The sequence below is a fragment of the Paenarthrobacter nicotinovorans genome (assembly GCF_007670255.1).
Taxonomy (GTDB): Bacteria; Actinomycetota; Actinomycetes; order Actinomycetales; family Micrococcaceae; genus Arthrobacter; species Arthrobacter nicotinovorans_B.
In genome coordinates, this window is record NZ_SZVS01000011.1 from 133974 (window position 1) to 156046 (window position 22073).

Annotated in this window: 20 protein-coding genes and 1 tRNA gene; 4 read left to right on the forward strand and 17 right to left on the reverse strand. The window is 63.4% G+C overall.

From position 1 onward, the window contains the following. Positions 1–16 precede the first annotated feature (16 nt). Entirely contained in the window at positions 17–3412 is a 3396-nt protein-coding gene (locus FDP28_RS16350) for a pyruvate carboxylase (RefSeq protein ID WP_144662594.1), read from the reverse strand. Between the two features lie 301 nt (positions 3413–3713). On the opposite strand from FDP28_RS16350, the gene FDP28_RS16355 reads away from it, so the two are divergent. After that, a complete protein-coding gene (locus FDP28_RS16355) occupies positions 3714–4523 on the forward strand; it encodes a ParA family protein (protein WP_144662595.1) in 810 nt (269 codons plus the stop codon). 85 nt (positions 4524–4608) lie between these two features. On the opposite strand, the gene FDP28_RS16360 is transcribed toward FDP28_RS16355, so the two are convergent. The 6 genes from FDP28_RS16360 to FDP28_RS16385 form a co-directional block, all read right to left on the reverse strand. Continuing rightward, complete coding sequence (locus FDP28_RS16360) at positions 4609–5202, reverse strand: MerR family transcriptional regulator (protein WP_011774391.1); 594 nt, start codon at positions 5200–5202, stop codon at positions 4609–4611. Positions 5203–5436: 234 nt separating this feature from the next. Continuing rightward, entirely contained in the window at positions 5437–5940 is a 504-nt protein-coding gene (locus FDP28_RS16365; protein ID WP_144662596.1) for a bifunctional nuclease family protein, read from the reverse strand. Continuing rightward, positions 5940–6656 (reverse strand): transcriptional regulator FtsR, encoded by a 717-nt coding sequence (gene ftsR / locus FDP28_RS16370; protein WP_144662632.1) that lies wholly within the window; start codon positions 6654–6656, stop codon positions 5940–5942. Before ftsR ends, FDP28_RS16365 begins: the two co-directional genes overlap by 1 nt. Positions 6657–6676: 20 nt before the next feature. Beyond that, the gene (locus FDP28_RS16375) at positions 6677–7153 is read right to left on the reverse strand and encodes an FHA domain-containing protein (RefSeq protein WP_144662597.1); all 477 of its coding nucleotides are present in this window, start codon (positions 7151–7153) and stop codon (positions 6677–6679) included. 138 nt (positions 7154–7291) lie between these two features. Continuing rightward, positions 7292–7678: a glycine cleavage system protein GcvH gene (gene gcvH / locus FDP28_RS16380; RefSeq protein ID WP_144662598.1), complete on the reverse strand. Its 387-nt coding sequence runs from the start codon at positions 7676–7678 to the stop codon at positions 7292–7294. Between the two features lie 207 nt (positions 7679–7885). Beyond that, a complete protein-coding gene (locus FDP28_RS16385) occupies positions 7886–9094 on the reverse strand; it encodes an MFS transporter (protein WP_144662599.1) in 1209 nt (402 codons plus the stop codon). A 172-nt stretch (positions 9095–9266) separates the two neighbouring features. On the opposite strand from FDP28_RS16385, the gene FDP28_RS16390 reads away from it, so the two are divergent. Beyond that, positions 9267–9713, forward strand: a complete 447-nt coding sequence (locus tag FDP28_RS16390; RefSeq protein WP_144662633.1) for a MarR family winged helix-turn-helix transcriptional regulator — start codon at positions 9267–9269, stop codon at positions 9711–9713. A 115-nt stretch (positions 9714–9828) separates the two neighbouring features. Here FDP28_RS16390 and FDP28_RS16395 read toward each other — a convergent pair. From FDP28_RS16395 to FDP28_RS16440, 10 genes are all read right to left on the reverse strand, one after another. Further along, positions 9829–9905: transfer RNA gene (locus tag FDP28_RS16395), tRNA-Pro, on the reverse strand. Between the two features lie 141 nt (positions 9906–10046). Continuing rightward, on the reverse strand, positions 10047–11597 hold the full coding sequence (gene der, locus FDP28_RS16400) for a ribosome biogenesis GTPase Der (RefSeq protein ID WP_144662600.1): 1551 nt from the start codon (positions 11595–11597) through the stop codon (positions 10047–10049). Positions 11598–11607: 10 nt separating this feature from the next. After that, positions 11608–12342, reverse strand: coding sequence for a lysophospholipid acyltransferase family protein (locus FDP28_RS16405; RefSeq protein ID WP_186313661.1), 735 nt, complete (start codon positions 12340–12342; stop codon positions 11608–11610). Beyond that, on the reverse strand, positions 12332–13045 hold the full coding sequence (cmk, locus tag FDP28_RS16410; protein ID WP_144662601.1) for a (d)CMP kinase: 714 nt from the start codon (positions 13043–13045) through the stop codon (positions 12332–12334). Before cmk ends, FDP28_RS16405 begins: the two co-directional genes overlap by 11 nt. Then, positions 13045–14151 carry a prephenate dehydrogenase gene (locus FDP28_RS16415; RefSeq protein WP_144662602.1) on the reverse strand — a complete coding sequence of 369 codons (1107 nt, stop codon included), beginning with the start codon at positions 14149–14151 and terminating at the stop codon, positions 13045–13047. The genes cmk and FDP28_RS16415 overlap by 1 nt, the downstream gene beginning before the upstream one ends. 3 nt (positions 14152–14154) lie before the next feature. After that, positions 14155–15360 (reverse strand): pseudouridine synthase, encoded by a 1206-nt coding sequence (locus FDP28_RS16420; RefSeq protein WP_144662603.1) that lies wholly within the window; start codon positions 15358–15360, stop codon positions 14155–14157. Positions 15361–15510: 150 nt separating this feature from the next. Next, positions 15511–16167: an SMC-Scp complex subunit ScpB gene (gene scpB / locus FDP28_RS16425; RefSeq protein WP_144662604.1), complete on the reverse strand. Its 657-nt coding sequence runs from the start codon at positions 16165–16167 to the stop codon at positions 15511–15513. Further along, on the reverse strand, positions 16160–17044 hold the full coding sequence (locus tag FDP28_RS16430; RefSeq protein ID WP_144662605.1) for a segregation and condensation protein A: 885 nt from the start codon (positions 17042–17044) through the stop codon (positions 16160–16162). Before FDP28_RS16430 ends, scpB begins: the two co-directional genes overlap by 8 nt. Before the next feature lie 6 nt (positions 17045–17050). Continuing rightward, a complete protein-coding gene (locus tag FDP28_RS16435) occupies positions 17051–17950 on the reverse strand; it encodes a ParA family protein (protein WP_144662635.1) in 900 nt (299 codons plus the stop codon). Between the two features lie 254 nt (positions 17951–18204). After that, a complete protein-coding gene (locus FDP28_RS16440) occupies positions 18205–19551 on the reverse strand; it encodes a cation:dicarboxylate symporter family transporter (RefSeq protein WP_144662606.1) in 1347 nt (448 codons plus the stop codon). A gap of 138 nt (positions 19552–19689) precedes the next feature. On the opposite strand from FDP28_RS16440, the gene FDP28_RS16445 reads away from it, so the two are divergent. Then, positions 19690–21336: a sensor histidine kinase gene (locus FDP28_RS16445; protein WP_144662636.1), complete on the forward strand. Its 1647-nt coding sequence runs from the start codon at positions 19690–19692 to the stop codon at positions 21334–21336. Further along, positions 21333–22046 (forward strand): response regulator, encoded by a 714-nt coding sequence (locus FDP28_RS16450; RefSeq protein ID WP_144662607.1) that lies wholly within the window; start codon positions 21333–21335, stop codon positions 22044–22046. Before FDP28_RS16445 ends, FDP28_RS16450 begins: the two co-directional genes overlap by 4 nt. The last annotated feature ends 27 nt before the right edge of the window (positions 22047–22073 follow it).

Sequence of the window (22073 nt, forward strand, 5' to 3'; positions counted from 1 at the left end):
TTTGCGGTGCTTGTCGCTAGCTGACGACCAGCAACAAGTCCCCGCCCTGCACCTGCTCCACCGCCGAGATGGCCAGGCGCGAAACCGTCCCGGCCACCGGCGTCGTAATGGAAGCTTCCATCTTCATCGCCTCGATGGTGGCCACGGTGTCGCCGGCCTTGACGGTGTCACCCGCCTTGACGGTGACGGTCACGGCGCCGGCGAACGGCGCGGCAACCTGCCCCGGCTGGGCGGGGTCGGCCTTCTCGGCCGCCTTGACGTTGCTCACGACAGAACGGTCACGGACGACGACGGGGCGGGACTGCCCGTTCAGCGTACACATCACCGTGCGCATGCCCTTTTCATCGGCTTCGGAGACAGCTTCCAGCTGCGCGATGAGCCGGACGCCCTTCTCAAGCTCAATGACGTGCTCGGCACCGCGCTGCAAACCGTAAAGGTAGTCGCGGGTGTCAAGCACCGAGATGTTTCCGTAGGTCTCAACGCTCTTCTGGTAGTCCTTGGTAGGCCCGGCGAACAGCAGGCGGTTCAGCGTCTGCTGGCGAGTCTTGGAATCGGCCTTCAGGGCTGCGCTGTCCTCGGCGCTGATGTCCACATCGCGCACCTTCACACTGCGGCCCTGCAGGGCCTTGGTGCGGAACGGCTCGGGCCAGCCGCCGGGAGGGTCACCAAGTTCGCCCGAGAGGAAGCCGATGACGGAGTCCGGGATGTCGTAGTTTTGCGGATTCTCGTTGAAGTCCGCCGGGTCGGCATTCAGGCCCACAAGGTGCAGGGCGAGGTCACCGACCACTTTGGAGGAAGGCGTCACCTTGACCAGGTGGCCAAGGATCCGGTCGGCAGCTGTGTACATGTCCTCGATGGCCTCAAACTGCTCACCCAGGCCCAATGCGATGGCCTGCTGGCGGAGGTTTGAAAGCTGACCACCGGGGATTTCGTGCTGGTAGACACGTCCTGTTGGACCCGGAAGGCCCGACTCGAACGGGGCGTAGACACGACGCACTGCTTCCCAGTAGGGCTCAAGGGCACCGACGTTCTTTAGGCTAAAGCCTGTGTCGCGAGGGGTGTTGGCCAGTGCCGCGACCAGGGCCGAAGCGGCCGGCTGGCTCGTTGTGCCTGCCAACGAAGCTGCCGCGACGTCCACGGCGTCCACCCCGGCGTCCACGGCGGCGAGGAGCGTGGCGAGCTGGCCTCCGGCGGTATCGTGCGTGTGCAAGTGGACCGGAAGGTCGAACCGCTCGCGCAGGGCGGAAACCAACTTGGCGGCCGCTGCCGGCCGAAGCAGGCCGGCCATGTCCTTGATAGCCAGGATGTGTGCGCCCGCGTCAACGATCTTCTGTGCCAGGTCCAGGTAGTAGTCGAGGGTGTAGAGCTTCTCCTCAGGATCGAGCAGGTTGCCTGTGTAGCACAGGGCCACCTCTGCCACGGCCGTGCCAGTGGCCCGTACCGCACGGATGGCGGGGGCCATCTGGTTCACGTCGTTGAGCGCGTCGAAGATACGGAAGATGTCGATGCCGGTGGCCGCCGCCTCGTTAACGAAGGCCTCCGTCACTTCTTCCGGGTACGGCGTGTACCCCACGGTGTTGCGCCCGCGAAGGAGCATCTGGATACAGGTGTTCGGCAAGGCCTGGCGCAAAGCAGCCAAGCGGTCCCAGGGGTCCTCGCCAAGGAAGCGGAGCGCGACGTCGTACGTCGCTCCACCCCAGGCTTCAACGGAAAGCAGCTCGGGCATCAGCGCCGTCACAGCCGGGCCAGCGGCCACGAGGTCACGGGTGCGGACACGGGTTGCCAGGAGCGACTGGTGGGCATCGCGGAACGTGGTGTCCGTGACTGCCAGGGCGTTCTGCTCACGCAAGGCCTTGGCAAAGCCCTCCGGACCGAGCTCCTGCAAACGCTGGCGCGAGCCCGAGGTGGGGACGGGCCCGTCGATTACCGGCAGCTTGCTGGCGGGATCCGTGTGGACGGTCAGTTCGCCGTTGGGCTTGTTCACAGTCACGTCGGCGAGCCAGGTCAGGAGCTTGGTGCCGCGGTCTGCAGAGATGTGGGACTTGAGCAGCTCGGGGCGCTTATCGATAAAGTCCGTGGCGACATTGCCGGCGTTGAAGTCCGGATCTGCAAGAACAGCCTGCAGGAACGGGATGTTGGTGGAGACGCCGCGAATACGGAACTCAGCAAGGCCACGGCGGGCACGGGCAACGGCAGCGGGGTAATCACGGCCGCGGCAGGTCAGCTTCACGAGCATCGAGTCAAAGTGGGGGCTGATCTCGGCACCTGAGTAGACGGTACCGCCGTCGAGCCTTACACCGGCACCGCCGGCAGAACGGTAACCGGTGATCTTGCCAACGTCCGGGCGGAAGCCGTTCGCGGGGTCCTCGGTGGTGATGCGGCACTGCAGCGCGGCGCCCTTGATGGACACGGTCTCCTGGCTCAATCCCAGATCTGCCAGGGTCTCCCCCGAGGCAATGCGCATCTGGGCCTGCACCAAGTCGACGTCGGTGATTTCCTCGGTGACAGTGTGCTCCACCTGGATACGGGGGTTCATTTCGATGAAGACGTGCTGGCCGGCACGCTCACCTTCAGTATCGACGAGGAACTCGACCGTTCCGGCATTGACGTAGTTCAGTGCTTTGGCGAATGCTACGGCGTCGCGGTAGAGCGCCTGGCGGATGTTCTCGTCCAGGTTCGGCGCCGGGGCAATCTCCACGACTTTCTGGTGGCGGCGCTGCAGCGAACAGTCACGTTCGAACAGATGCATGACGTTGCCTTCGGCATCGGCAAGGATCTGCACTTCGATGTGGCGGGGGCGAAGCACGGCTTGCTCAAGGAACATCGTGGGGTCGCCAAAGGCGGCGTCCGCTTCGCGCATGGCCGACTGCAGGGCTTCGGGCAGCGCTTCGCGCGTCTCCACGCGGCGCATGCCGCGTCCGCCACCACCGGCTACTGCCTTGGCGAAGATGGGGAAGCCGATCTCTTCCGCCGCCGCGATGAGTTCGTCCAGGTCCTTGGACGGCTTGCTGGACTTCAGGACGGGAACGCCGGCCTTCCGGGCAGCCTCCAGGGCGGCAACCTTGTTACCTGCCAGTTCCAGCACTTCCGCAGGAGGACCCACGAAGGTGATGCCCTCCGCTTTCGCGGCGCGGGCGAGATCCGGGTTCTCGGACAGGAACCCGTAGCCGGGGTAAATGGCGTCTGCGCCGGCTTCCTTGGCGACGCGGACAACCTCCTCGACGTCCAGGTAGGCACGGACGGGGTGGCCCACCTCGCCGATCAGGTAAGCTTCGTCGGCTTTCTGCCGGTGGATCGAGTTACGGTCCTCATGCGGGAAGACGGCTACGGTCTTGGCGCCCAGTTCATAACCAGCGCGAAACGCCCTGATCGCGATTTCTCCGCGATTGGCCACCAGAATTTTCGAAAACATACTTCTCCTGCATCATTGCGGGTGGATCGGTCGGTGGTCACAGTGTGTAGTGCCGCCAGCATCAAACACAAATCTTTGTGGCAACCATCACAATGGATTCGTCATCTGGACGGTATATGCGTGCGCGCGAAGCGACGCCGTGCTATTACCTCCTCTATTCCCCGGGCCGGGCGCGTAGAAAGCGGGATTCCGCGCCGAAGCACCATATGATGTTGTGGGGGCTTCGGCAAGCCCCGGCTCCTGGGATTCCGGAGCCGAAGGAGCGCGATACGGCAACCGGCGTTAGGTTTTGGGTTTTCAAGTGCAAGTAGTCAGCATCAGCAGCCTCAAAGGTGGAGTGGGAAAGACGTCCGTGACCACCGGTCTGGCGTCCGCGGCCCTCGCAGCCGGCATCCCTACTTTGGTGGTGGACCTTGATCCCCATGCCGACGCCACGACGGCGCTTGGAGTTCAGCCGGGCGGACAGCAGGACATCGGCCGAATGCTGAAAAGCCCCCGGCGCGCCAAGCTCCAGGACAACGTGGCCGGCAGCAGCTGGGTTTCCAACGGCTCCAGCGACGGCACGTTGGATGTCGCCGTAGGATCTGCCTTCACCGGGATCTACGACCGGCCGGACCTTGGCCGCCGCGACCTCCGCAGGCTGTCAGCCGTTCTGGCCGGCGCCACCAACTACGACTTGGTTCTGGTGGACTGCCCTCCGTCGTTGAATGGACTGACGCGCATGGCCTGGAGCGCCAGTGACCGCGTGGTCCTCGTGGCCGAACCGGGCCTTTTCTCCGTGGCGGGTACGGAACGGACGATGAGGGCAATTCAATTGTTCCGCCAGGAATTCGCTCCCAACCTGGCCCCGGCAGGCATTGTCGCCAACCGCGTCCGCAGCGGATCGGCCGAGCACACCTTCCGCTTGGCCGAAATGGAATCCATGTTCGGAGAGCTGTTGCTGAGTCCGCACATCCCCGAACAAGCCAACTGGCAGCAGATCCAGGGTGCGGCCCACTCGGTCCACCACTGGCCCGGAGACTCAGCCAAGAACGCCGCCAAACTTTTCGACGCCCTCCTTGAGAGCCTCCTTGAGGGACAAGGCTCCGTCAGGGACCGCCGCCAACGCTGACCGGCACCGGAATTTCATGCCACTACAAAAGAAAGCCTCGTCCCGGCAGGGACGAGGCTTTCTTCACGTTTGAGGGGGCGGATGCCTAACCGATACGGCGTGCGACGCGGCGCTTGCTCAACTCGTCGTCGGGAAAGGACTGCTCCGCGGCATGCTCACTCGGCAGGGCGGCCAGGCTGCCCTCGACTTCGCGCCATACGCGCCCCACGGCTATGCCGAAGACGCCTTGCCCGCCTTGTACGAGGTCAATGACCTCGTCCGCAGACGTACATTCGTACACGCTGGCGCCATCGCTCATCAAAGTGATCTGCGCAAGGTCTTCGACTCCACGCTCGCGGAGGTGTTCAACCGCGGTTCGAATCTGCTGGAGGGAGACACCGGTATCAAGGAGGCGCTTGACCACTTTCAGGACCAGGATGTCCCGGAATCCGTAAAGCCGTTGCGATCCTGAGCCCGCCGCTCCGCGGACCGCCGGCTCGACGAGACCCGTTCGTGCCCAGTAGTCGAGTTGGCGGTACGTGATACCTGCCGCCTTGCAGGCGGTCGGGCCGCGGTAGCCCGCGTCCTCGTCCAACACGGGAAGATCTTCTGTGAAGAGTAGACCTTGGGCGCCGGATGCGGGCGCAGCAATGCCGGCAGAGGACTGCTTCAGCTCGCCTGCTTCGCCTTTCGGACTCACGTGACCTCCTTGTTGTCAGCTCCCTTGGGGACGGTGCATACCCTGATACAACGACGAAATGCAGCAGTGTAATTCCCGCAAGTCGGCACCTTCCAGTGTGACTTGCGCGGGCAGTGTATGCAACGGGAACTTGATACTTCGACGTTAGGCCCACGAAGGGCCGAGGTCAAAGACCCCGGCCCCAAAATCCTGTCGTGTCGAAAGTTTCACCCTCAACTTTAGGTTGAGGGTGTCTCAACCTTCAAAATCTTCAGGCTCAACGTCGTCCAGGAACTCGCGGAACCGGCGCATTTCACGCTCTTCCTCCACGGTGGGATCAGGCTCGGAGTCTTCGCCCTCATCATGTTCGGTGATCCGGACGCCTGCCTCTTCCATGACCGCATCCGCACACCAAATACGGCACTTTGCCCGCAAAGCCAGGGCAAGGGCGTCCGACGCCCTCGAACTGACTACCGTGCCGTCGTCGAACTGGAGCTGCCCGTAAAAGATGTTGTCCTCTACGGCCACAATGTTCACGCTGATGATTGTGTGGCCCAGGGATTCCACGACATCGATCAGGAGATCATGCGTCATGGGCCTCGGCGGGACCACACCCTGCTGGGCAAGGGCGATGGCACTGGCTTCGGGTGTGCCGATCCAGATCGGCACGTGCCGTTCACCGTTGAGCTCCCGCAGAAGCACCAAGGGTTGGTTCGACGGCAGTTCAATCCGTACTCCGACGATTTCAACTTCTATCATCAGCTGTCCATCCGCGAGATTCGGTCGTGGACCAGGGCCCTGTGCAGGGTAAGGCAGAGATCGCTGATCTCGCGCGCAGCCTCGGCAGCCCGGGCCTGCGATGCCGCATCACGCCGGGACGTCAAAGGCGCGACCGCTCTTTCCACCAAGCCGAACTCCCGTTCAGCCGCAGCCTGGAAAGGACGAAGATGCCGGGGCTCCAGGCCGTGCCCTTCCAATTGGACACAGGCCCTGGCCACTTGCAGCGCGTGCTCATCGAACTTGCCACCGACATGGGAGATCAAGCCGAAGCTCAGGAGTGATTCCAGCAGGGGCACGCTGGCGCCGGACTCTGCGCGCAGTTGCTCCTCCGTGAGGGCACGGGCACGGCCCTGCACTTCTGCCGCCATCTCCGTAGAGACCACCCTCGGCGAGACCGTAACACCCGGCGGGAGGTTTTCCGGCCGTTCGCCCCGGTCAATCGCGTCAAGGTAGTCCTTGATCACTTTGAGGGGCAGGTACTGGTCACGCTGGAGGGCAAGCACAAATCGGAGGCGCTCGACATCGCTGTCCGCGTACTGCCTGTAGCCGGCAGGGGTCCTCTTTGGATTGATGAGTCCTTTTTCCTCAAGGAAACGGATTTTGGACGCGGTCATCCCGGGGAAATCATCGCTGAGCTGCGCCAGGACTTCCCCGATGTTCAGGACCTGCGGTCCACGACGGTCAGGCTGGGCAATAGCCACAGGCAGGTTCCCCGTCAGACTTGGCCTGCAGGGCGGACAGGGCTGATGTAGTAGGTCAACCGGAACTTGCCGATCTGGACCTCGTTGCCGCTCTTGAGCTGCACACGGTCAACACGGTCGTGGTTGACGTAGGTGCCGTTGAGGCTGCCCATGTCCACCAGTTCGAAACCGGACGCCGTGCGGATGAACTGCACGTGCTTGCGGGAGACCGTGACATCGTCAAGGAAAATGTCCGCGTCAGGATGCCGGCCAGCAGTGGTGGTGTCGGCATCGAGCAGGAAGCGCGCTCCGGCATTGGGACCGCTGTGGGCAATGAGAAGAGCCGAGTTCGGCGGGAGGGCGTCCACGGATGCACGCTCTTCAGGAGCCAACTTGGGGGCAATGCTTGGCTCGTCCCATGTTGGCGTGATGCTGATCGAGGTGGTCTCCGACGTCGGCTGTTCCTCCGCGCCGTTCCCGACATTGGCTTGGTTCTTGTCGCCGCCAACCATGGAATTTCCTCCTCATCCGCTGGCAGTCCCAGACCCTGCCAGCCACTTCCGCATCCCGGTACCGCCGGGCAAATCGGTTGCTGGCCCGTCCGCCCTCTTTCCCTGAGATGGGAAAACAGCCGGGCGGGCCAGATAACTTTAGCCTACCTGTTGTTCGTACTCCGATGCACTGAGCAGGGAATCCACTGCGTCAGGTTCTGCAAGCTTTACTTCAATAAGCCAGCCTTCGCCGTACGGGTCCGAGTTGATCAGTGCGGGATCCGTGTCCAGGGCATCATTGCGATTGATGACCTCACCGGTAACCGGAGCGTAGATATCACTGACGCTCTTGGTGGATTCGACCTCCCCGACAACCTCGTTGCCGGTGACTTTGGTGCCCGGTTCCGGCATCTGTGCGTACACCACATCACCCAACGCGTCCTGCGCGAAATCGGTAATGCCAATCCGCACAACGCCATCGGCATCCGGAGCGGTGACCCACTCGTGCTCTGCGGTGTAGGAAAGTTCTTCTGGAATATTGCTCACGGGTGGCCTTTCATCGGGACAATGACGAACCTCGACGGCGGCCTGCACAGCTGACCACCGCTGAAAGTATATGCATATTTCCCCCGCGTCCGATGGGGATTTTCCATGATTGCGCCGAACACAAAGTGCAGAGCCCGGCCCCGGCGCCAGAACGCCGAGAAGCCCGTCGCGGGTGATCCGGGACGGGCTTCTTATGTAATCCGCGCGTTAGGCGACCGTGGCCCCGCGGGGTTCGCGTTCGACGTCGGACGATGACTTGGGTGCCGCCGCTCCCCCGCGCTTGGCTGCTGCAGCTGCTGCCAGCATGACCAGAAGGGCGGCAACGGTGATCGCGGCACCGGCCCAAATGGGCGAGGTGTAGCCGAGACCGGCGGAGATTGTGACACCGCCAAGCCAGGCACCCAGCGCATTGCCAAGGTTGAATGCGCCGATGTTCGCACCCGATGCCAGCGTGGGCGCAGTGGCAGCAAAATGCATGACACGCATTTGGAGACCCGGAACGGTCGCGAACCCGAAGCCGCCCATCAGTGCCAGGGAGACCAACGTGGCAATGCTGCTGGAGGCTGTCAGGGCGAAGAAGACCAGGACCACAGCCAGTCCGGCAAGGATGAGGATGAGCGACTTGTCCAAGGCCTTGTCAGCGGCCTTGCCACCCAGGAAGTTGCCTGCGAACAGACCACCACCGAAGAGCACCAACAGCCACGGCACCGCACTGGATTCGAATCCGGAGACCTCTGTGAGCGTGAAGGCGATGTAGGTGAACGCTCCAAACATGCCACCGAATCCAAGAATGGTCACAATGATGGAAAGCCACACCTGGCCGGAGGTGAAGGCGCCAAGTTCGCTGCGAAGACCCTTCGCGGGCCCGGCGCTGTCCCTGGGAACCATGAGTGCGATTCCCAGCAGCGCTACCACGCCAATGGCGGTGATGGCCCAGAACGTCGAACGCCAGCCGAAGTTCTGCCCCAGCAGAGTCCCGAAGGGAACGCCCAGGACGTTGGCAGCAGTCAGTCCAGTGAACATGATCGCGATGGCGCCAGCCTTTTTGTGGGCAGGTACGAGGCTTGCGGCCACCACTGAGCCGATGCCGAAGAAGGCGCCGTGGCACAGGGCCGCCACGATCCGTCCGATCAGCATGGCCGGGTAGGAATCGGCTATTGCTGAGAGGAAGTTGCCTGCAATGAACAATACGAGCAAGCCCATGAGTACGGGCTTGCGTGGAAGCCGGGTCACGGCGGCCGTCACCAAAAGGGCGCCAACCGTGACGCTGAGGGCGTAGCCGGAGATGAACCAGCCAGCCGAAGCCTCACTGACCTGGAAGTCGGCGGCAACTTCCGGCAAGAGGCCCATGATCACGAATTCGGTCAGTCCGATACCGAATCCGCCGAGGGCAAGGGCAATCAACCCTGCGGGCATGTGGAACTCCTTCATAAGGTGGTTCCCCTGGGGAAGTGGAAGTGCGCCGCCGGGAACCGTAGAATAATAGTTGCAGACGCTCTATATATAGTTGCACACGCTAGGTACTTGCGCAAGCAACTACTTTTGGATGCGTCGCGACCGACTCAACCAAGGCAGGAGCACAGCAGACATGGGCATCAAGGATGACGCCGTAGAAGTACGGGCACAGGGCTGGCGTACCCTTGCCGCCCTGCACGGGAGCATCGAGGCGGAACTGGAGAAGGCACTCCAGTCCTCCAATGACCTCTCGGTTGTGGAGTACACCGTCCTGGATGCCCTGAGCCGCCAGGATGGTTGGCACATGCGGATGCAGCAACTCGCCCGCGCCACTGCACTCTCCAGCAGCGCCACAACCCGTCTGGTCAACCGACTGGAAGATCGCGGGCTGCTGACCCGCATTCTGTGCGCCGATGACCGGCGCGGGATCTACACGGAGCTGACATCGGCCGGGCAAAAGCTCCTGGAAGCCGCCAAGCCCGTCCATGACGAAACCCTGGCCACAGCCCTGGAGGCCGCTGAGGCTGTACCCGAACTTGAGCCACTGGTGAGGGCGCTCGGGGCGCTCCAAAAGGTTTAGCCGCCCCCGGGCTTGTTCGTGCGAGCCCGCCCTGCAGGGCGGGCCTGCCGAACAGGCCCGCGACTTTAACGACCAAAGGCCGGAATCACGTGTTTCCACGTAATTCCGGCCTTTTTGGTCGGGCTGACAGGATTTGAACCTGCGACCCCTTGACCCCCAGTCAAGTGCGCTACCAAGCTGCGCTACAGCCCGCTGGTTCCACCGTTCTCCGCCCAGGCATTTCTCCGAAGAGTCCCACCTAAGCAGTCCGGCCGAACCACCTCCAAAAGCTTACACGAAGTTGGAGGTCGAAGACGCCATCACAGCCAAAGTCGGCTGTGATGCGCGTCTCACTTAGCGCTTCTTGCCCCGCTTCTCGCGTACGCGCATGCTGACTTCGATGGGCGTGCCCTCGAAGCCAAACGTTTCGCGGAGGCGGCGGGTGATGAAGCGACGGTATCCCGGGTCCAGGAAGCCGGTGGTGAACAGCACGAACTTCGGCGGACGGCTTGAAGCCTGGGTGCCGAAGAGAATACGCGGCTGCTTTCCACCACGGACGGGGTGCGGGTGGGCTGCCACCAGTTCACCCAGGAATGCGTTGAGGCGTCCCGTGGGGATGCGGCGGTCCCAGCTCTCCAAGGCTGTGTCCAGCGCGGGAACAAGGCGGTCCTTGTGCCAGCCGGTCTTGGCCGAGATGTTCACGCGCGGTGCCCACTCGACGTGCGCAAGGTCCTGCTCGATTTCGCGCTCGAGGTACCGGCGGCGTTCGTCGTCCAGCAGGTCCCACTTGTTGAACGCCAGCACCAACGCGCGGCCGGACTCAATGGCCAACTGTAGGATGCGGACATCCTGCTCGCTGAGGACTTCGTCGACAGCAAGAAGAACGACGGCGACCTCCGCCTTTTCGAGCGCGGCCTGCGTGCGCAAGGATGCGTAGAAGTCCGCACCCTGGGCCATGTGCTGGCGGCGGCGGATACCTGCGGTGTCCACGAAGCGCCAGGTGCGCCCGCCGAGCTCGATGAACTCGTCTACGGGGTCGCGCGTGGTGCCGGCCAGCGGGTCCACGACAACGCGTTCGGATCCGGCGAGCTTGTTCAGCAACGAGGACTTGCCCACGTTCGGTCGTCCGATCAAGGCGATCCTGCGCGGACCGCCTGAGCGCTCCACGCCTTCAACGAGGGAGTACTCGGGAAGGGTATCCATGACGTGGTCGAGGAGGTCGGCAACGCCACGGCCGTGAAGGGCAGATACCGGGTACGGTTCACCGAAACCCAGACCCCACAGCGCGGCGGAATCTGCTTCCTGTGCAAAGTCGTCCACCTTGTTGGCGACCATGATGACGGGCTTCTTGCTCTTGCGGAGCATCTTCATGACGCCTTCATCGGTGGCAGTAGCACCAACAGCGGAGTCCACCACGAAGAGAACGGCGTCAGCGAGCTCAACGGCCATCTCGGCCTGTTCTGCTACCCGGGCATGGATTCCCTTGGCGTCGTGTTCCCATCCCCCGGTGTCCACGAGGGTGAAGTTACGGCCGTTCCAGCGGGCCGAGTACATCACGCGGTCGCGGGTCACGCCGGGGGTGTCCTCGACCACGGCTTCGCGGCGGCCAAGGATCCGGTTGACCAAGGTGGACTTGCCCACGTTCGGACGCCCGATAATGGCCAGGACGGGGTCCAGCTTGAGGGGACCTTCCTCGCCTTCGTCGCCGTACTCACCGCTGAGCAGCGCGGCATCTTCGTCGTCGAGTTCGTAGTCGTCCAGGCCAGCCCGGAGGGTGGCGGCACGCAGCTCCGCCTCGTCGTCGTCCAGGGCAGCCAGGTTTTCCGCCACCTGGTCGGTGCCGGTGGGCGTGTATTCGTCGTCGCCGGCTCCGTGAAGTCCGGATTTTTGAGTCGTATCGCTCATTGCACTTTCCTTAGTGGTGGTCTGCCGGCGTCCCGGCTACTTCTGATGGGCGGTGCTGCCGCGTGGGCGTCGCGGGCACAGGCTCCGCGGGTAGGGACTGGCCCGTGGCCCGAATGGCGTCCTGGACGTGTCCGGCCAGGGCTTCGCGGATTTCCGCGGCCGCCCTGTCCATTGAAACACGCCCCGGTTCGCCCTTCCGGCGCTTCACCGTGATGGGTTCGCCGAAGCTGACATGGAGCTTGCGGCGTAGTTTGGGGATATGGTCGCGGTGCTCGTCCCCCTGCCGGGTTCCAAGGATCGCGACCGGAATGACTGTGGCTCCGGAGTTGATGGCGAGCCAGGCAACACCGTTGCTGATGCTTTCCGCGGCACCGCTCCCCCGGGTTCCTTCAGGAAGAATCCCGACGCAACGGCCGTCGTCGAGCAATTGCTTGCCGATGTGCAGGGCAGTGCGGTCACCGGTCCGGTCCACTGGAATCTGACCCGAGCCCGTGAGGACCTTGCCCAGGAAGCCCGTAAACATCTCTTTCTTGACCAGGATGTGCATGGGCCGCGGCGCGGCCCCGAACATCACGGGACCGTCCAGGAAACTGATGTGGTTCGCGGCGAAAACCACCGGTCCCGCTGCGGGTACGTTGCTCTTGCCCGACACCACGGTCCGGTATAGGACGTGGTCCAGGATCCACCCCACCGGGCGGCTCCACAGGCGCGTCCATGCGGCTGGCAGCTGGGTTTCAGTCGCCATAGATGACCTTGCTGACGATCGCCAGGGCGGTGTCCACCGTTTCCTCGAAATCGAGGTCCGAGGAATCGAGGGTTACCACGCCATCGGCGGCCTGGGTGAAGTTCACCACCGTTGAGTCCTTGGCGTCGCGCTGGATCACCTGGGCAGCAAGCTGTTCCTTGCTCTGGGTGCCGCCCAACTGGATACCACGACGCCGGAGCCTGGCTTCCTCGCTGGCGGTCAGGAGCATGCGGACCTCGGCGTTGGGCGCGACGACGGTGGTGATGTCGCGTCCTTCGACCACCATGCGGTGGTGGTGCTGGTCAATCAGCTCGCGCTGGCGGCGGATCAGTTCGGTACGTGCCCCCAGCGTGGTGGCCACGGCACTGACGGACGAGGAAATCAGGGGTTCCCGGATCTCGTCGGTGATGTCCGTTCCATCCACGGCCACGTATTCCTTGGCAGCGCTGGTGCTGACCTCCAAGGGTATGGTCTTGGATGCGTGCTCCACAGCAGCGCCGTCGTGAAGGTCCACTCCGGTCTTCAGGCAGTACCACGTCAAGGCCCGATACATTGCGCCCGTGTCCAAGTAGGCCAGCTTCAAGCGTCGGGCAACTTCCTTGCTGACACTCGATTTTCCAGAGCCTGAAGGGCCGTCGATCGCGATCACCAAGGGCTTGCCGGGGCGTGCGACCGTCTCGGGGCCGAAGAATTCACGTGTCATTACTGGAGTACCCGCCATCCACGGTCAGTCAAAGCTTCAACAAGGAGGTCATGCTTGCTGGGAAGCACGGAAAGCTCCACCATGCCCACGTTCTGTCCCGACGAATGGTCGAGCCGCAGGTCTTCGAGGTTCACACCGATCTCGCCGATCTCCGTGAGCAGCTGCGCGATTTGCCCGGGCTTGTCGTCCACCAGGATAGTGAGCCACGAGTAAGCCTGCGGCGGACCGCCGTGTTTGCCCGGGATTCTGGCCTGGCCGGCATTGCCTTCACTGATCAGCTGGGCAAGGTCCAGCCGTGCACCCGGTGCCGACGGCGCTTCCAGCGTGCCGATGAGGCGGTTCAGGTCCTCACGGACACCGTGCAGGATGGACACTACTTTGTCTGCGTTGCCGCCGAGGATCTGCACCCAAAGGGTGGGATCACTGGCGGCGATGCGGGTAGTGTCCCGGAGGCCGTTGCCTGCCAGCGAAAGAGCATGCAACGGCGTACCCTGCAGCCGGCTGGCCAACAGCGATGACATGATCTGCGGCAAGTGCGAGACCAAGGCAACAGCTTCATCGTGCTCGTCCGCGGTGAACTGGGAAACTATCGCCCCGAGGTCTCCGGCCAGCGAACGGGCCACCTGGGCGGCAGCATCCGAGGTCTCCTCCGCAGGGCAGATGACCCACGGCATGGACGTGAAGAGTTCACCCCTGGCCGCGACCGGCCCGGACTTCTCCCGCCCTGCCATGGGGTGAGTCCCCACGTACCGGGCGAGGTCCACTCCACGCTCGCGCAATTGGGCCAGGATTGTCGCTTTGACGCTGGCAATGTCGACCACGACGGCGGCCGGGTAGTCGGACAAGGCCTTCTGCACGACGTCGGCCGTTACGTCCGGCGGGGCAGCAACGACTACCAGCTGGGGTTCTTCGCCCAACTCCGCCAAGGGGCGGCCTGCCCCGATGTCCACCGCGACGGCCTGGTTGGTGGGCGAGGGGTCGAACAGAAAGACCGGAACCCCGCGGCCGCGCAGTCCAAGGCCGATGCTGGCACCCAGCAGGCCTGTGCCGAGAACGACGACCGGGCCATCAAGGTGGCCCCGGCCGTGCGTACCGAATGCAGACATGCCCTAGAGCCCCACCGATGCCAAGAGGTGACCGACTTCCTGCCTGCCGAGGTTGCGGATGCTTCCCTGGCGCTGGTCACCCAGGCCAATGGGGCCAACCTTGACGCGGACAAGCCGTTCAACCGGGAACCCGACGGCGTCGAACATGCGGCGCACGATCCGGTTTTTACCGGAGTGCAGGACAACCTCGATCAGGACGTGGCCGGGGGTGGAATCGACCAGGCGGAAGGAGTCAACGGCTGCCACGCCGTCTTCCAGCTCGATGCCGCTCTTCAGCTTGGCGCCTACGCCCTGCGGGAACGGGCCACGGACCTGGACCAGGTACGTCTTGGGTACCTCGTAGGACGGATGCGTCAAACGGTTGGCGAGTTCGCCGTCGTTCGTCAGCAGCAGCAGTCCCTCGGTGGCGACGTCAAGGCGTCCGACGTGGAACAGGCGTTCGCCCTTGTTTTTGTTGTTCTTGAGGAAGTCGCTGATGCACGGGCGGCCTTCGGGGTCCTCCATGGTGGAAACGACGCCCTTGGGCTTGTTGAACACCATGTAGACCAGGGTCTCGTCCAGCTGGATCCGGATGCCATCAACGTGGATCACGGCAGTGGTTGGATCCACCCGCATTCCGAGCTCCGTGGTGACAACACCGTCCACCTCAACGCGGCCTTCGAGGATCATTTCTTCGCACACACGGCGGGAAGCAACGCCGGCCTGGGCCATGACCTTCTGCAGGCGGACGCCGTCGGCGTCGTGAAGTTCGGACTGCGGAACGTCCTGGCGCGGCCCGCGGCTGCGTGACGGCTTCCGGACAGGGCCGAGGTTCTGACCGAAACGCTCGCTGCCGAAGGCCTTTGATCCGAACTGCTTGGCTTGCTTCGGTTTGGGCTTCAGGGCGCCGGGCGTACCCGGAGCCTTGCCGAAGCCTGGCTTGTTGGAACCCGGCTTGCGGAACGGCTTGGCAGAACGTGCCGCCTGGCCGCGGTTGTAGTCGTCGGCCGTTGTGGGGTTGTCGGGATCGAAGGGCGCGGCTTCGCGGGGCTTCGACGCTTTGAAGGGGCGCCCCTCCCCCTGGGTGAAGTTGCGCTTGCCGGCGCCGGCGCTGCGGCCGGAAAAGCCGCCGCCGCTGGAGCGGCCTGTACCGCCCTGGCCTGCATTGCGTCCGGAGCTGTTGCGTCCCGAACCGTTACGTGGTGAACTCTGGCGTCCCGCCTGTGTCATGACCCGTCCTTGTGTAGTGATGGCCGGCATTCCGTGCTTCAATCAACACTAGCCAGCCGGGCAGACATCGTCTGCCCCTTGTCGCTGTGCACCTTGAAGGTGCCCTTAATCAGTATGAAGTTGTATCGAACAGCCTGCTGGAGCACGCGGCTACATCCGGCTGGCGTCGTAATACTCGTCAATTCCTTCCAGGCCTGGAAGGTGCGGCGAGAGCTGTGGCAGTTCAGCCACCGATCCAATGCCCATGCGTTCGAGGAAATACGAGGTGGTCCGATACAGGACAGCCCCTGATTCGGGGTCCGTTCCGGAGTCCTCGATCAAACCCCTCTGGGTGAGGGTCCTGACCACAGAATCGACATTGACACCGCGAATGGCGGAAACCCGGGCCCTGGAGACCGGTTGCCGGTAAGCAATGACCGCCAGGGTTTCAAGCGCCGCCTGGGTAAGCCTGGTAGTTTGCCCTTCGAGGACGAACCTTCCCACGACGTCGGCGAAATCCGAACGTGAATAGATCCGCCACCCGCCGGCGACGTTCCGCAATTCAAAACCCCGGGGTGCAGTGCTGGAACCGGCAAAGCCGACAGCATCCACGTCCGGGGCTTTAACAGTATAGCCGCTATACTCCCGCTGCAGCTCATGCAGCAAATCCTCGACGACGGCGACTGTAACGTTAAGCCCGGCGGCCAGCTCTTCGGACGTGGCGGGCTGGTCGATGACCATGAGGACCGCTTCCAAGGCAGCCCGGGCACCGCCAGGCAGCTCTTCCAGCTCTGCAAGCCCGTCCTGGACTCCTGGTTCTTCATTCATTAATGCCAGCCTCGTATTCTTCGCTCAGGCTTGAGCTGTCCCATCCAGCGTCTTCGCCCGTCCAACGCACCATCAACTCACCCAGTGGCTCGGGCTGTTCGAACGCCACCACCCGGTCGCGGAACATTTCCAGCAGGGCCAGGAACCGTGCCACCACCACCAAAGTGGTTCCGGCATCTGCGGTCAATGCCTGGAAGGACAGGGGCGCTCCAAGCCTCAGCCGGTGTCCCATGATTCTTGCCTGCTCCTTGACGCTGACAGGTGGGGCGTGAAGGTGGCCCAGGCCCACTTCGGCAGGAGGCTCGTCTTTGGGCTTGAGTGCTTTCGCCGCCAGCTCACCGAATTGCTCGGGCGTGTGCCGCCACACGAGCTCGGGGAGCATCGCTGCGAAGTGTGCTTCAAGGGCCACTTGCCTCGGGTATCTCCGGCCTTCCTGTTCCAGGGTTTCGCCCATGATTGCGGCCACTTGCTTGAACGCTTTGTACTGCAGGAGGCGGGCGAACAGGAGGTCCCTTGCCTCCAGGAGCGCTATGTCCTCGGCGTCCTCCACCTCTCCAGCGGGCAAGAGGCGGGCAGCCTTCAGGTCAAGCAACGTCGCGGCAATCACCAGGAATTCGCTGGCCTCATCGAGGGCCCAATCCTCCCCCAGTTCCTGGAGGCGGCGGATGTACTTGATGAACTCATCGGTGACGGTGGCCAACGCCACTTCCGTGACGTCCAGCTTGTGCTTGGAAATCAGGCCAAGAAGGAGGTCGAACGGGCCGGTGAAGTTGGCCAGCCGGACCTCAAAGCCCGCCTTGGGCGCCTCGGAGGTTCCGGCGTCGGGAGTTTCCGCCCCGGCCGCCGCGTCACGAGCCGGGGCAACAGACAGTCCCACTGTCCGTTAGGGCGCGCCGCCGCGCGAGATGAGTTCCTTGGCCAGACGGCGGTAGGCATCGGCACCGATGTGGTTGCCCGCGTAGCTGGTGATCGGCTCTGCGGCGACCGTGGCGTCCGCGAACTTGATGGAGCGCTTGATGACTGTCTCGAAGACCTTGTCACCGAAAGCTTCCACCAGGCGGGAGATGACTTCGCGGCTGTGGAGGGTCCGGGCGTCGTACATGGTGGCCAGAACGCCATCGACCTGCAGGCGCGGGTTCAGTCGGTCCTGGACTTTCTCGATGGTTTCCACCAGCAGGGCCACGGCACGCAGGGCGAAGAACTCGCAGATCAACGGGATGATGACGCCATGGGCTGCCGTGAGCGCGTTGACGGTCAACAGGCCCAACGACGGCTGGCAGTCAATGAGGACGACGTCGTAATCGTCTTCGACGTTCTTGAGTGCGCGATCCAGGACCTGCTCCCGGGCGACCTCGTTGACGAGTTGCACTTCAGCCGCGGAGAGGTCGATGTTGGCCGGAAGGAGATCCACGCCTTCGACTCCGGTTTGCTGGATGGCATCGCGGATGTTCACCTTGCGGTCCATCAGGACGTTGTAGACGGTGAGGTCGAGTTCGTGCGGGTTGGCTCCAAGCCCTGCCGACAAAGCACCCTGCGGATCAAAGTCCACCAGCAGGACACGGCGGCCATACTCTGCGAGCGCAGCCGCGAGGTTGATGGTGGACGTTGTCTTACCGACACCACCTTTTTGGTTGACCATGGCGATGACCCGCGCCGGACCATGGGAGGCGAGCGGGGCAGGTTCCGGGAATTCGCGGTGAGGGCGGCCCGTGGGCCCCATGACGGCGTCTTCCAGATCGAGCCCAGCGCCTTCCAGCGTAGCTGTTCCCCGTTCGATGCTCACGTATCTAACCACTCTTTCGACGACGATCTTCCCTGCCACTGCGCCCCCGGGCTGCAGCATTACTACTCCTTCAGGCTACAGGTCCCGACACGGTTATTCGGGGAACTTGACATTGTCCCTTGTTTGAGCCTTGACCCTCTAGTTGAGGTCGAAGGTTCCGCCACGTTCTTGTGCCGGGAAAAGAAAACGGCGAAGGCCGGCACACTGGGAGGTGCCGGCCTTTGCCGCGGAAGGAGACTGTGATGCAGGCGTCGCTAGACGGTCGCCTTCGCACGGGTTTCAGTCTCGACGTCGGCCTCCGGCTCGCTGCCGTGGGCGATCATCGTCTGCTCGTCGAACGGCTCGCTTCCGGACAGGACGCGCTCAACCTGGCCGTTGTCGATTTCCTTGACCCAGGTACCGATGAGCACCGTGGCCACGGCGTTGCCGGTGAAGTTGGTCAGGGCCCGGGCTTCGGACATGAAGCGGTCAATTCCCACGATCATGCCCACGCCACCGAGGAGTTCGGGCTTGTGTGCCTGCAGACCTGCGGCGAGGGTGGCCAGACCTGCACCCGTGACGCCTGCGGCGCCCTTGGAAGCGATGATCATGAACACCAGCAGGGAGATCTGCGCACCCAGGTCCAGCGGGGTGCCCATGGCGTTGGCCACGAACAGGGATGCCATGGTCAGGTAGATGGCCGTGCCGTCCAGGTTGAAGGAGTAGCCCGTGGGAACCGTAACGCCTACGACCGGCTTGGAGACGCCCAGGTGTTCCATCTTGGCGATCAGGCGCGGAAGTGCTGCTTCGGAGGAGGAGGTGGAGAAGATCAACAGGTATTCGCGTGCCAGGTACTTCATGAGGCGGAAGATGTTGACGCCGGCCACTGCGCGGAGCAGGGTTCCGAGGATCACCACGATGAAGAGGGCACAGGTGATGTAGAAGGCCACCATCAGGGTGAACATGCTCAGGATTGCCTGGGCGCCGGTTGCACCCACGACGGCGGCGATGGCACCGAAGGCACCGACCGGGGCAAGCCACATGATCATGATCAGGATGCGGAAGACCAGGCGCTGGCCGTGGCCGATGGCGTTCAGGATGGGCTGGCCCTGCTTGCCCATCTTCTGGAGGGCGAATCCGACCAGGATGGCTGCGAGCAGCGTGGGCAGGACGGGGATGTCACCGGGGATGATGCCGAGGAGGAAGTCCACGGTGCTGTCCGTGGCCGCCTTCTTGTTGGGATCGTACGGGGTCAGCTTCAGGCCTTCACCGGGGTGGATAAGGTTACCGACCACCAGGCCGATGGCGAGCGCGAACGTGGACATGGCCACGAAGTAGCCCAGGGCCAGGCCTCCGACCTTGCCAACCGTAGCGGCCTTGGCGATTGAACCGATGCCCAGCACGATCGTGCAGAAGATCACCGGGGCAATCATCATCTTGATGAGTTTGATGAAACCGTCCCCCAACGGTTTCAGTGACTTTCCGACCTCCGGGAACAAGAGTCCGACGACAGCGCCGAGCACGACGGCCAGGATGACCGCGATGTACAGGTAATGCGACTTGTCGAGTCCCTTGCGTCCACTTTTGGCAGCTACTGCCGACTCTCCTCGTTGAGAGGTCATGGGATTCTCCTTCTGGATACTGTGTAAGGCGCTGCGGTCCTGCACTGATGTCCAATCCGCTGCCCTTGTGTGATATCCATCATTGAGCCGTGGGTGACATACATCACCGTTGCGGTCATATTGGTCATGGAGGTCCTTGTGTTTCACAGCTGGAGCATTGCCCGACGTTTGTTTGTGGCAAACCTGCTGTTCGTCCTGGTGATGACGGCGGTGTTCGGGACCTTTTCCGTGGTTGAGGCCAGGGACAGGGCCTACGACAACGCGGGCGGGCGAATGCTGGCCCTTGCCACGTCCATCGCGAACAACCCTTTGGTGCTCGACGCGGCTTCCACCGCCAACCCTTCGGAAGTCCTTCAGCCCTATGCGTTGAAGGTCATGCACGACGCCGATGCCGACTTCATCACGATCATGGCACCGGACCGCACCCGCTGGACCCACCCCCGGGCCGAGGAACTGGGCAAGCCCTACATCGGAACCATCGAGCCTGCGTTGCGGGGTGAGACGTTCACGGAAGTCACGGCCGGAACGCTGGGCCCTTCGGTCCGCACGATTGCACCCGTCAGGGCTGCGGATGGTTCCATCAAAGCTTTGGTCGCCGCCGGAGTCACGGTCCGTACTGTCGATACCGACGTGGCCGACCGGCTGGGCGTCATTGGTGGCATCGCCTTGGTGGTGTTGGCCTTTGGGTCTTTTGCTGCCTGGCTGCTGGGACGCTACCTGCGTTCGGTCACCCGCGGTTGGGGGCCGGAGCAACTGGCGCAACTCTTCGCCTACTACGAATCGGTGCTGCACTCGGTCCGTGAAGGTGTGATCCTCATCGACACCCGCGGCAAAGCCGTGATGTACAACGACCAAGCGGCGGAACTGCTGGGATTGGAACCCTCCGACGCCGACCGCTCACCCGAGGCCGCCCCGAAGCTGGCTGAGCTTCCCTTCGACGGCAGCCTGCGGGCACTCTTTGAATCCGGCAGGCCCGCGCACGACGAGATCCACCTCACCGGATCCCGTATTTTGGTGGTCAACCAGGCCCCTGCCATCGGCCCGGTTCCGGCCCGCGGCCGGCAGAAACCGGCGGTCTACGGCACCGTGGCGACCATCAGGGACCGCACGGAAATCGAGTCCCTCGGCACCGAACTGCAGACAATGAAAACACTCTCGGATGCCCTGCGTGCCCAGACCCACGAACATGCCAACCGGCTGCACATGATCGTTTCGTTGCTGGAACTGGGCCGCACCCCGCAGGCCCTGGACTTTGCCACCAAGGACCTGGAGCTGAGCCAGCAACTCACCGATGACATGGTGGCGTCGGTGGACGAACCCGTGATGAGCGCGTTGGTGATGGGCAAGGCAGCCGAAGCGCACGAGCGTGGCGTGGAACTGGTGGTCCGAACCTCGGGCAGCGGCGGCGTCCGGGGGCTGGAGATCCAGGATCTGGTCACCATCCTGGGAAACCTGCTGGACAACGCGATCGACGCCGCGGCCACCGGAGATTTCCCGAGGCAGGTTGAGTTGGAGGTCGACGCCGGTGCTGCCGCCGTCGAATTCACGGTCCGCGATTCGGGCGGAGGCATCGATCCGGCGTCGATCGACGACGTACTGCAGTACGGATTCAGCACCAAGTCCCCCGATGGTACCGCCGGCGGTGCCCATGGCCGGGGCGTTGGCCTGGCCTTGGTGCGGCAGGCCGTCCAGCGACTCAACGGTACGATGACCATCAGCAATCCCGGCGGCGCGCAGTTCCATGTTGTGCTGCCCGCGCCCGTTCCGGAGGAAGAGAAAGCATGACAGAGATCCGCGTCCTGGTTGTCGAGGACGAGCCCATAGCATCGGATGCACATTCGGTCTACGTGGGCCGTTTGGACGGTTTCACCCTGGTGGGAACAGCGCCGGATGGACAATCGGCGCTGCGGATCCTCGGCGAGTTCGCGGCCTCGGGCTCCCCTGTTGACCTGGTCCTGCTGGACATGAACCTTCCGGACTTGCACGGCCTTGATGTCGCACGCCGGATGCGCTCTGCGGGCGTCTTTGCCGACATCATCGCCATCACCGCTGTGCGCGAACTGAACATCGTCCGCAGCGCCGTCTCGATCGGCGTCGTGCAGTACCTCATCAAGCCCTTCACGTACGCAACGTTTGCCGACAAGCTCCGCAGCTACAGGACCTTCCGGGAACAACTGGCAGGTTCACTGTCCGGGATCTCCAAGGCCGGCGCGTCGCAAAGCGATGTGGACCAGGCGTTCGCCAGCCTCCGCGCTCCCACGGAACTACCGCTGCCCAAAGGCCTTTCCGGTTCTACGCTGGAAGCAGTGAAGGACCTCGTGCGGGCGCGGCAGGATGCTGTCTCCGCCAGCGAAGTCATGGACGCACTGGGCATGTCCAGGGTGACGGCCCGGCGCTACCTGGAGTACCTTGCCGACGCCGGAACAGTAACCAGGGCGCCTCGCTACGGCACTCCCGGGCGGCCGGAGAACGAGTACGGCTGGAACCGGAACTGATGCGGCGAATGTATACACAAACCCGCA

Bases quoted from the DNA above. Each gene is read 5' to 3' on its own strand.
- FDP28_RS16350 (WP_144662594.1), bottom strand. From the start codon at position 3,412: ATGTTTTCGAAAATTCTGGTGGCCAATCGCGGAGAAATCGCGATCAGG.
- FDP28_RS16365 (WP_144662596.1), bottom strand. From the start codon at position 5,940: ATGATAGAAGTTGAAATCGTCGGAGTACGGATTGAACTGCCGTCGAAC.
- FDP28_RS16375 (WP_144662597.1), bottom strand. From the start codon at position 7,153: ATGGTTGGCGGCGACAAGAACCAAGCCAATGTCGGGAACGGCGCGGAG.
- FDP28_RS16385 (WP_144662599.1), bottom strand. From the start codon at position 9,094: ATGCCCGCAGGGTTGATTGCCCTTGCCCTCGGCGGATTCGGTATCGGA.
- FDP28_RS16390 (WP_144662633.1), top strand. From the start codon at position 9,267: ATGGGCATCAAGGATGACGCCGTAGAAGTACGGGCACAGGGCTGGCGT.
- der (WP_144662600.1), bottom strand. From the start codon at position 11,597: ATGAGCGATACGACTCAAAAATCCGGACTTCACGGAGCCGGCGACGAC.
- FDP28_RS16405 (WP_186313661.1), bottom strand. From the start codon at position 12,342: ATGGCGACTGAAACCCAGCTGCCAGCCGCATGGACGCGCCTGTGGAGC.
- cmk (WP_144662601.1), bottom strand. From the start codon at position 13,045: ATGACACGTGAATTCTTCGGCCCCGAGACGGTCGCACGCCCCGGCAAG.
- FDP28_RS16415 (WP_144662602.1), bottom strand. From the start codon at position 14,151: ATGTCTGCATTCGGTACGCACGGCCGGGGCCACCTTGATGGCCCGGTC.
- FDP28_RS16420 (WP_144662603.1), bottom strand. From the start codon at position 15,360: ATGACACAGGCGGGACGCCAGAGTTCACCACGTAACGGTTCGGGACGC.
- scpB (WP_144662604.1), bottom strand. From the start codon at position 16,167: ATGAATGAAGAACCAGGAGTCCAGGACGGGCTTGCAGAGCTGGAAGAG.
- FDP28_RS16440 (WP_144662606.1), bottom strand. From the start codon at position 19,551: ATGACCTCTCAACGAGGAGAGTCGGCAGTAGCTGCCAAAAGTGGACGC.
- FDP28_RS16450 (WP_144662607.1), top strand. From the start codon at position 21,333: ATGACAGAGATCCGCGTCCTGGTTGTCGAGGACGAGCCCATAGCATCG.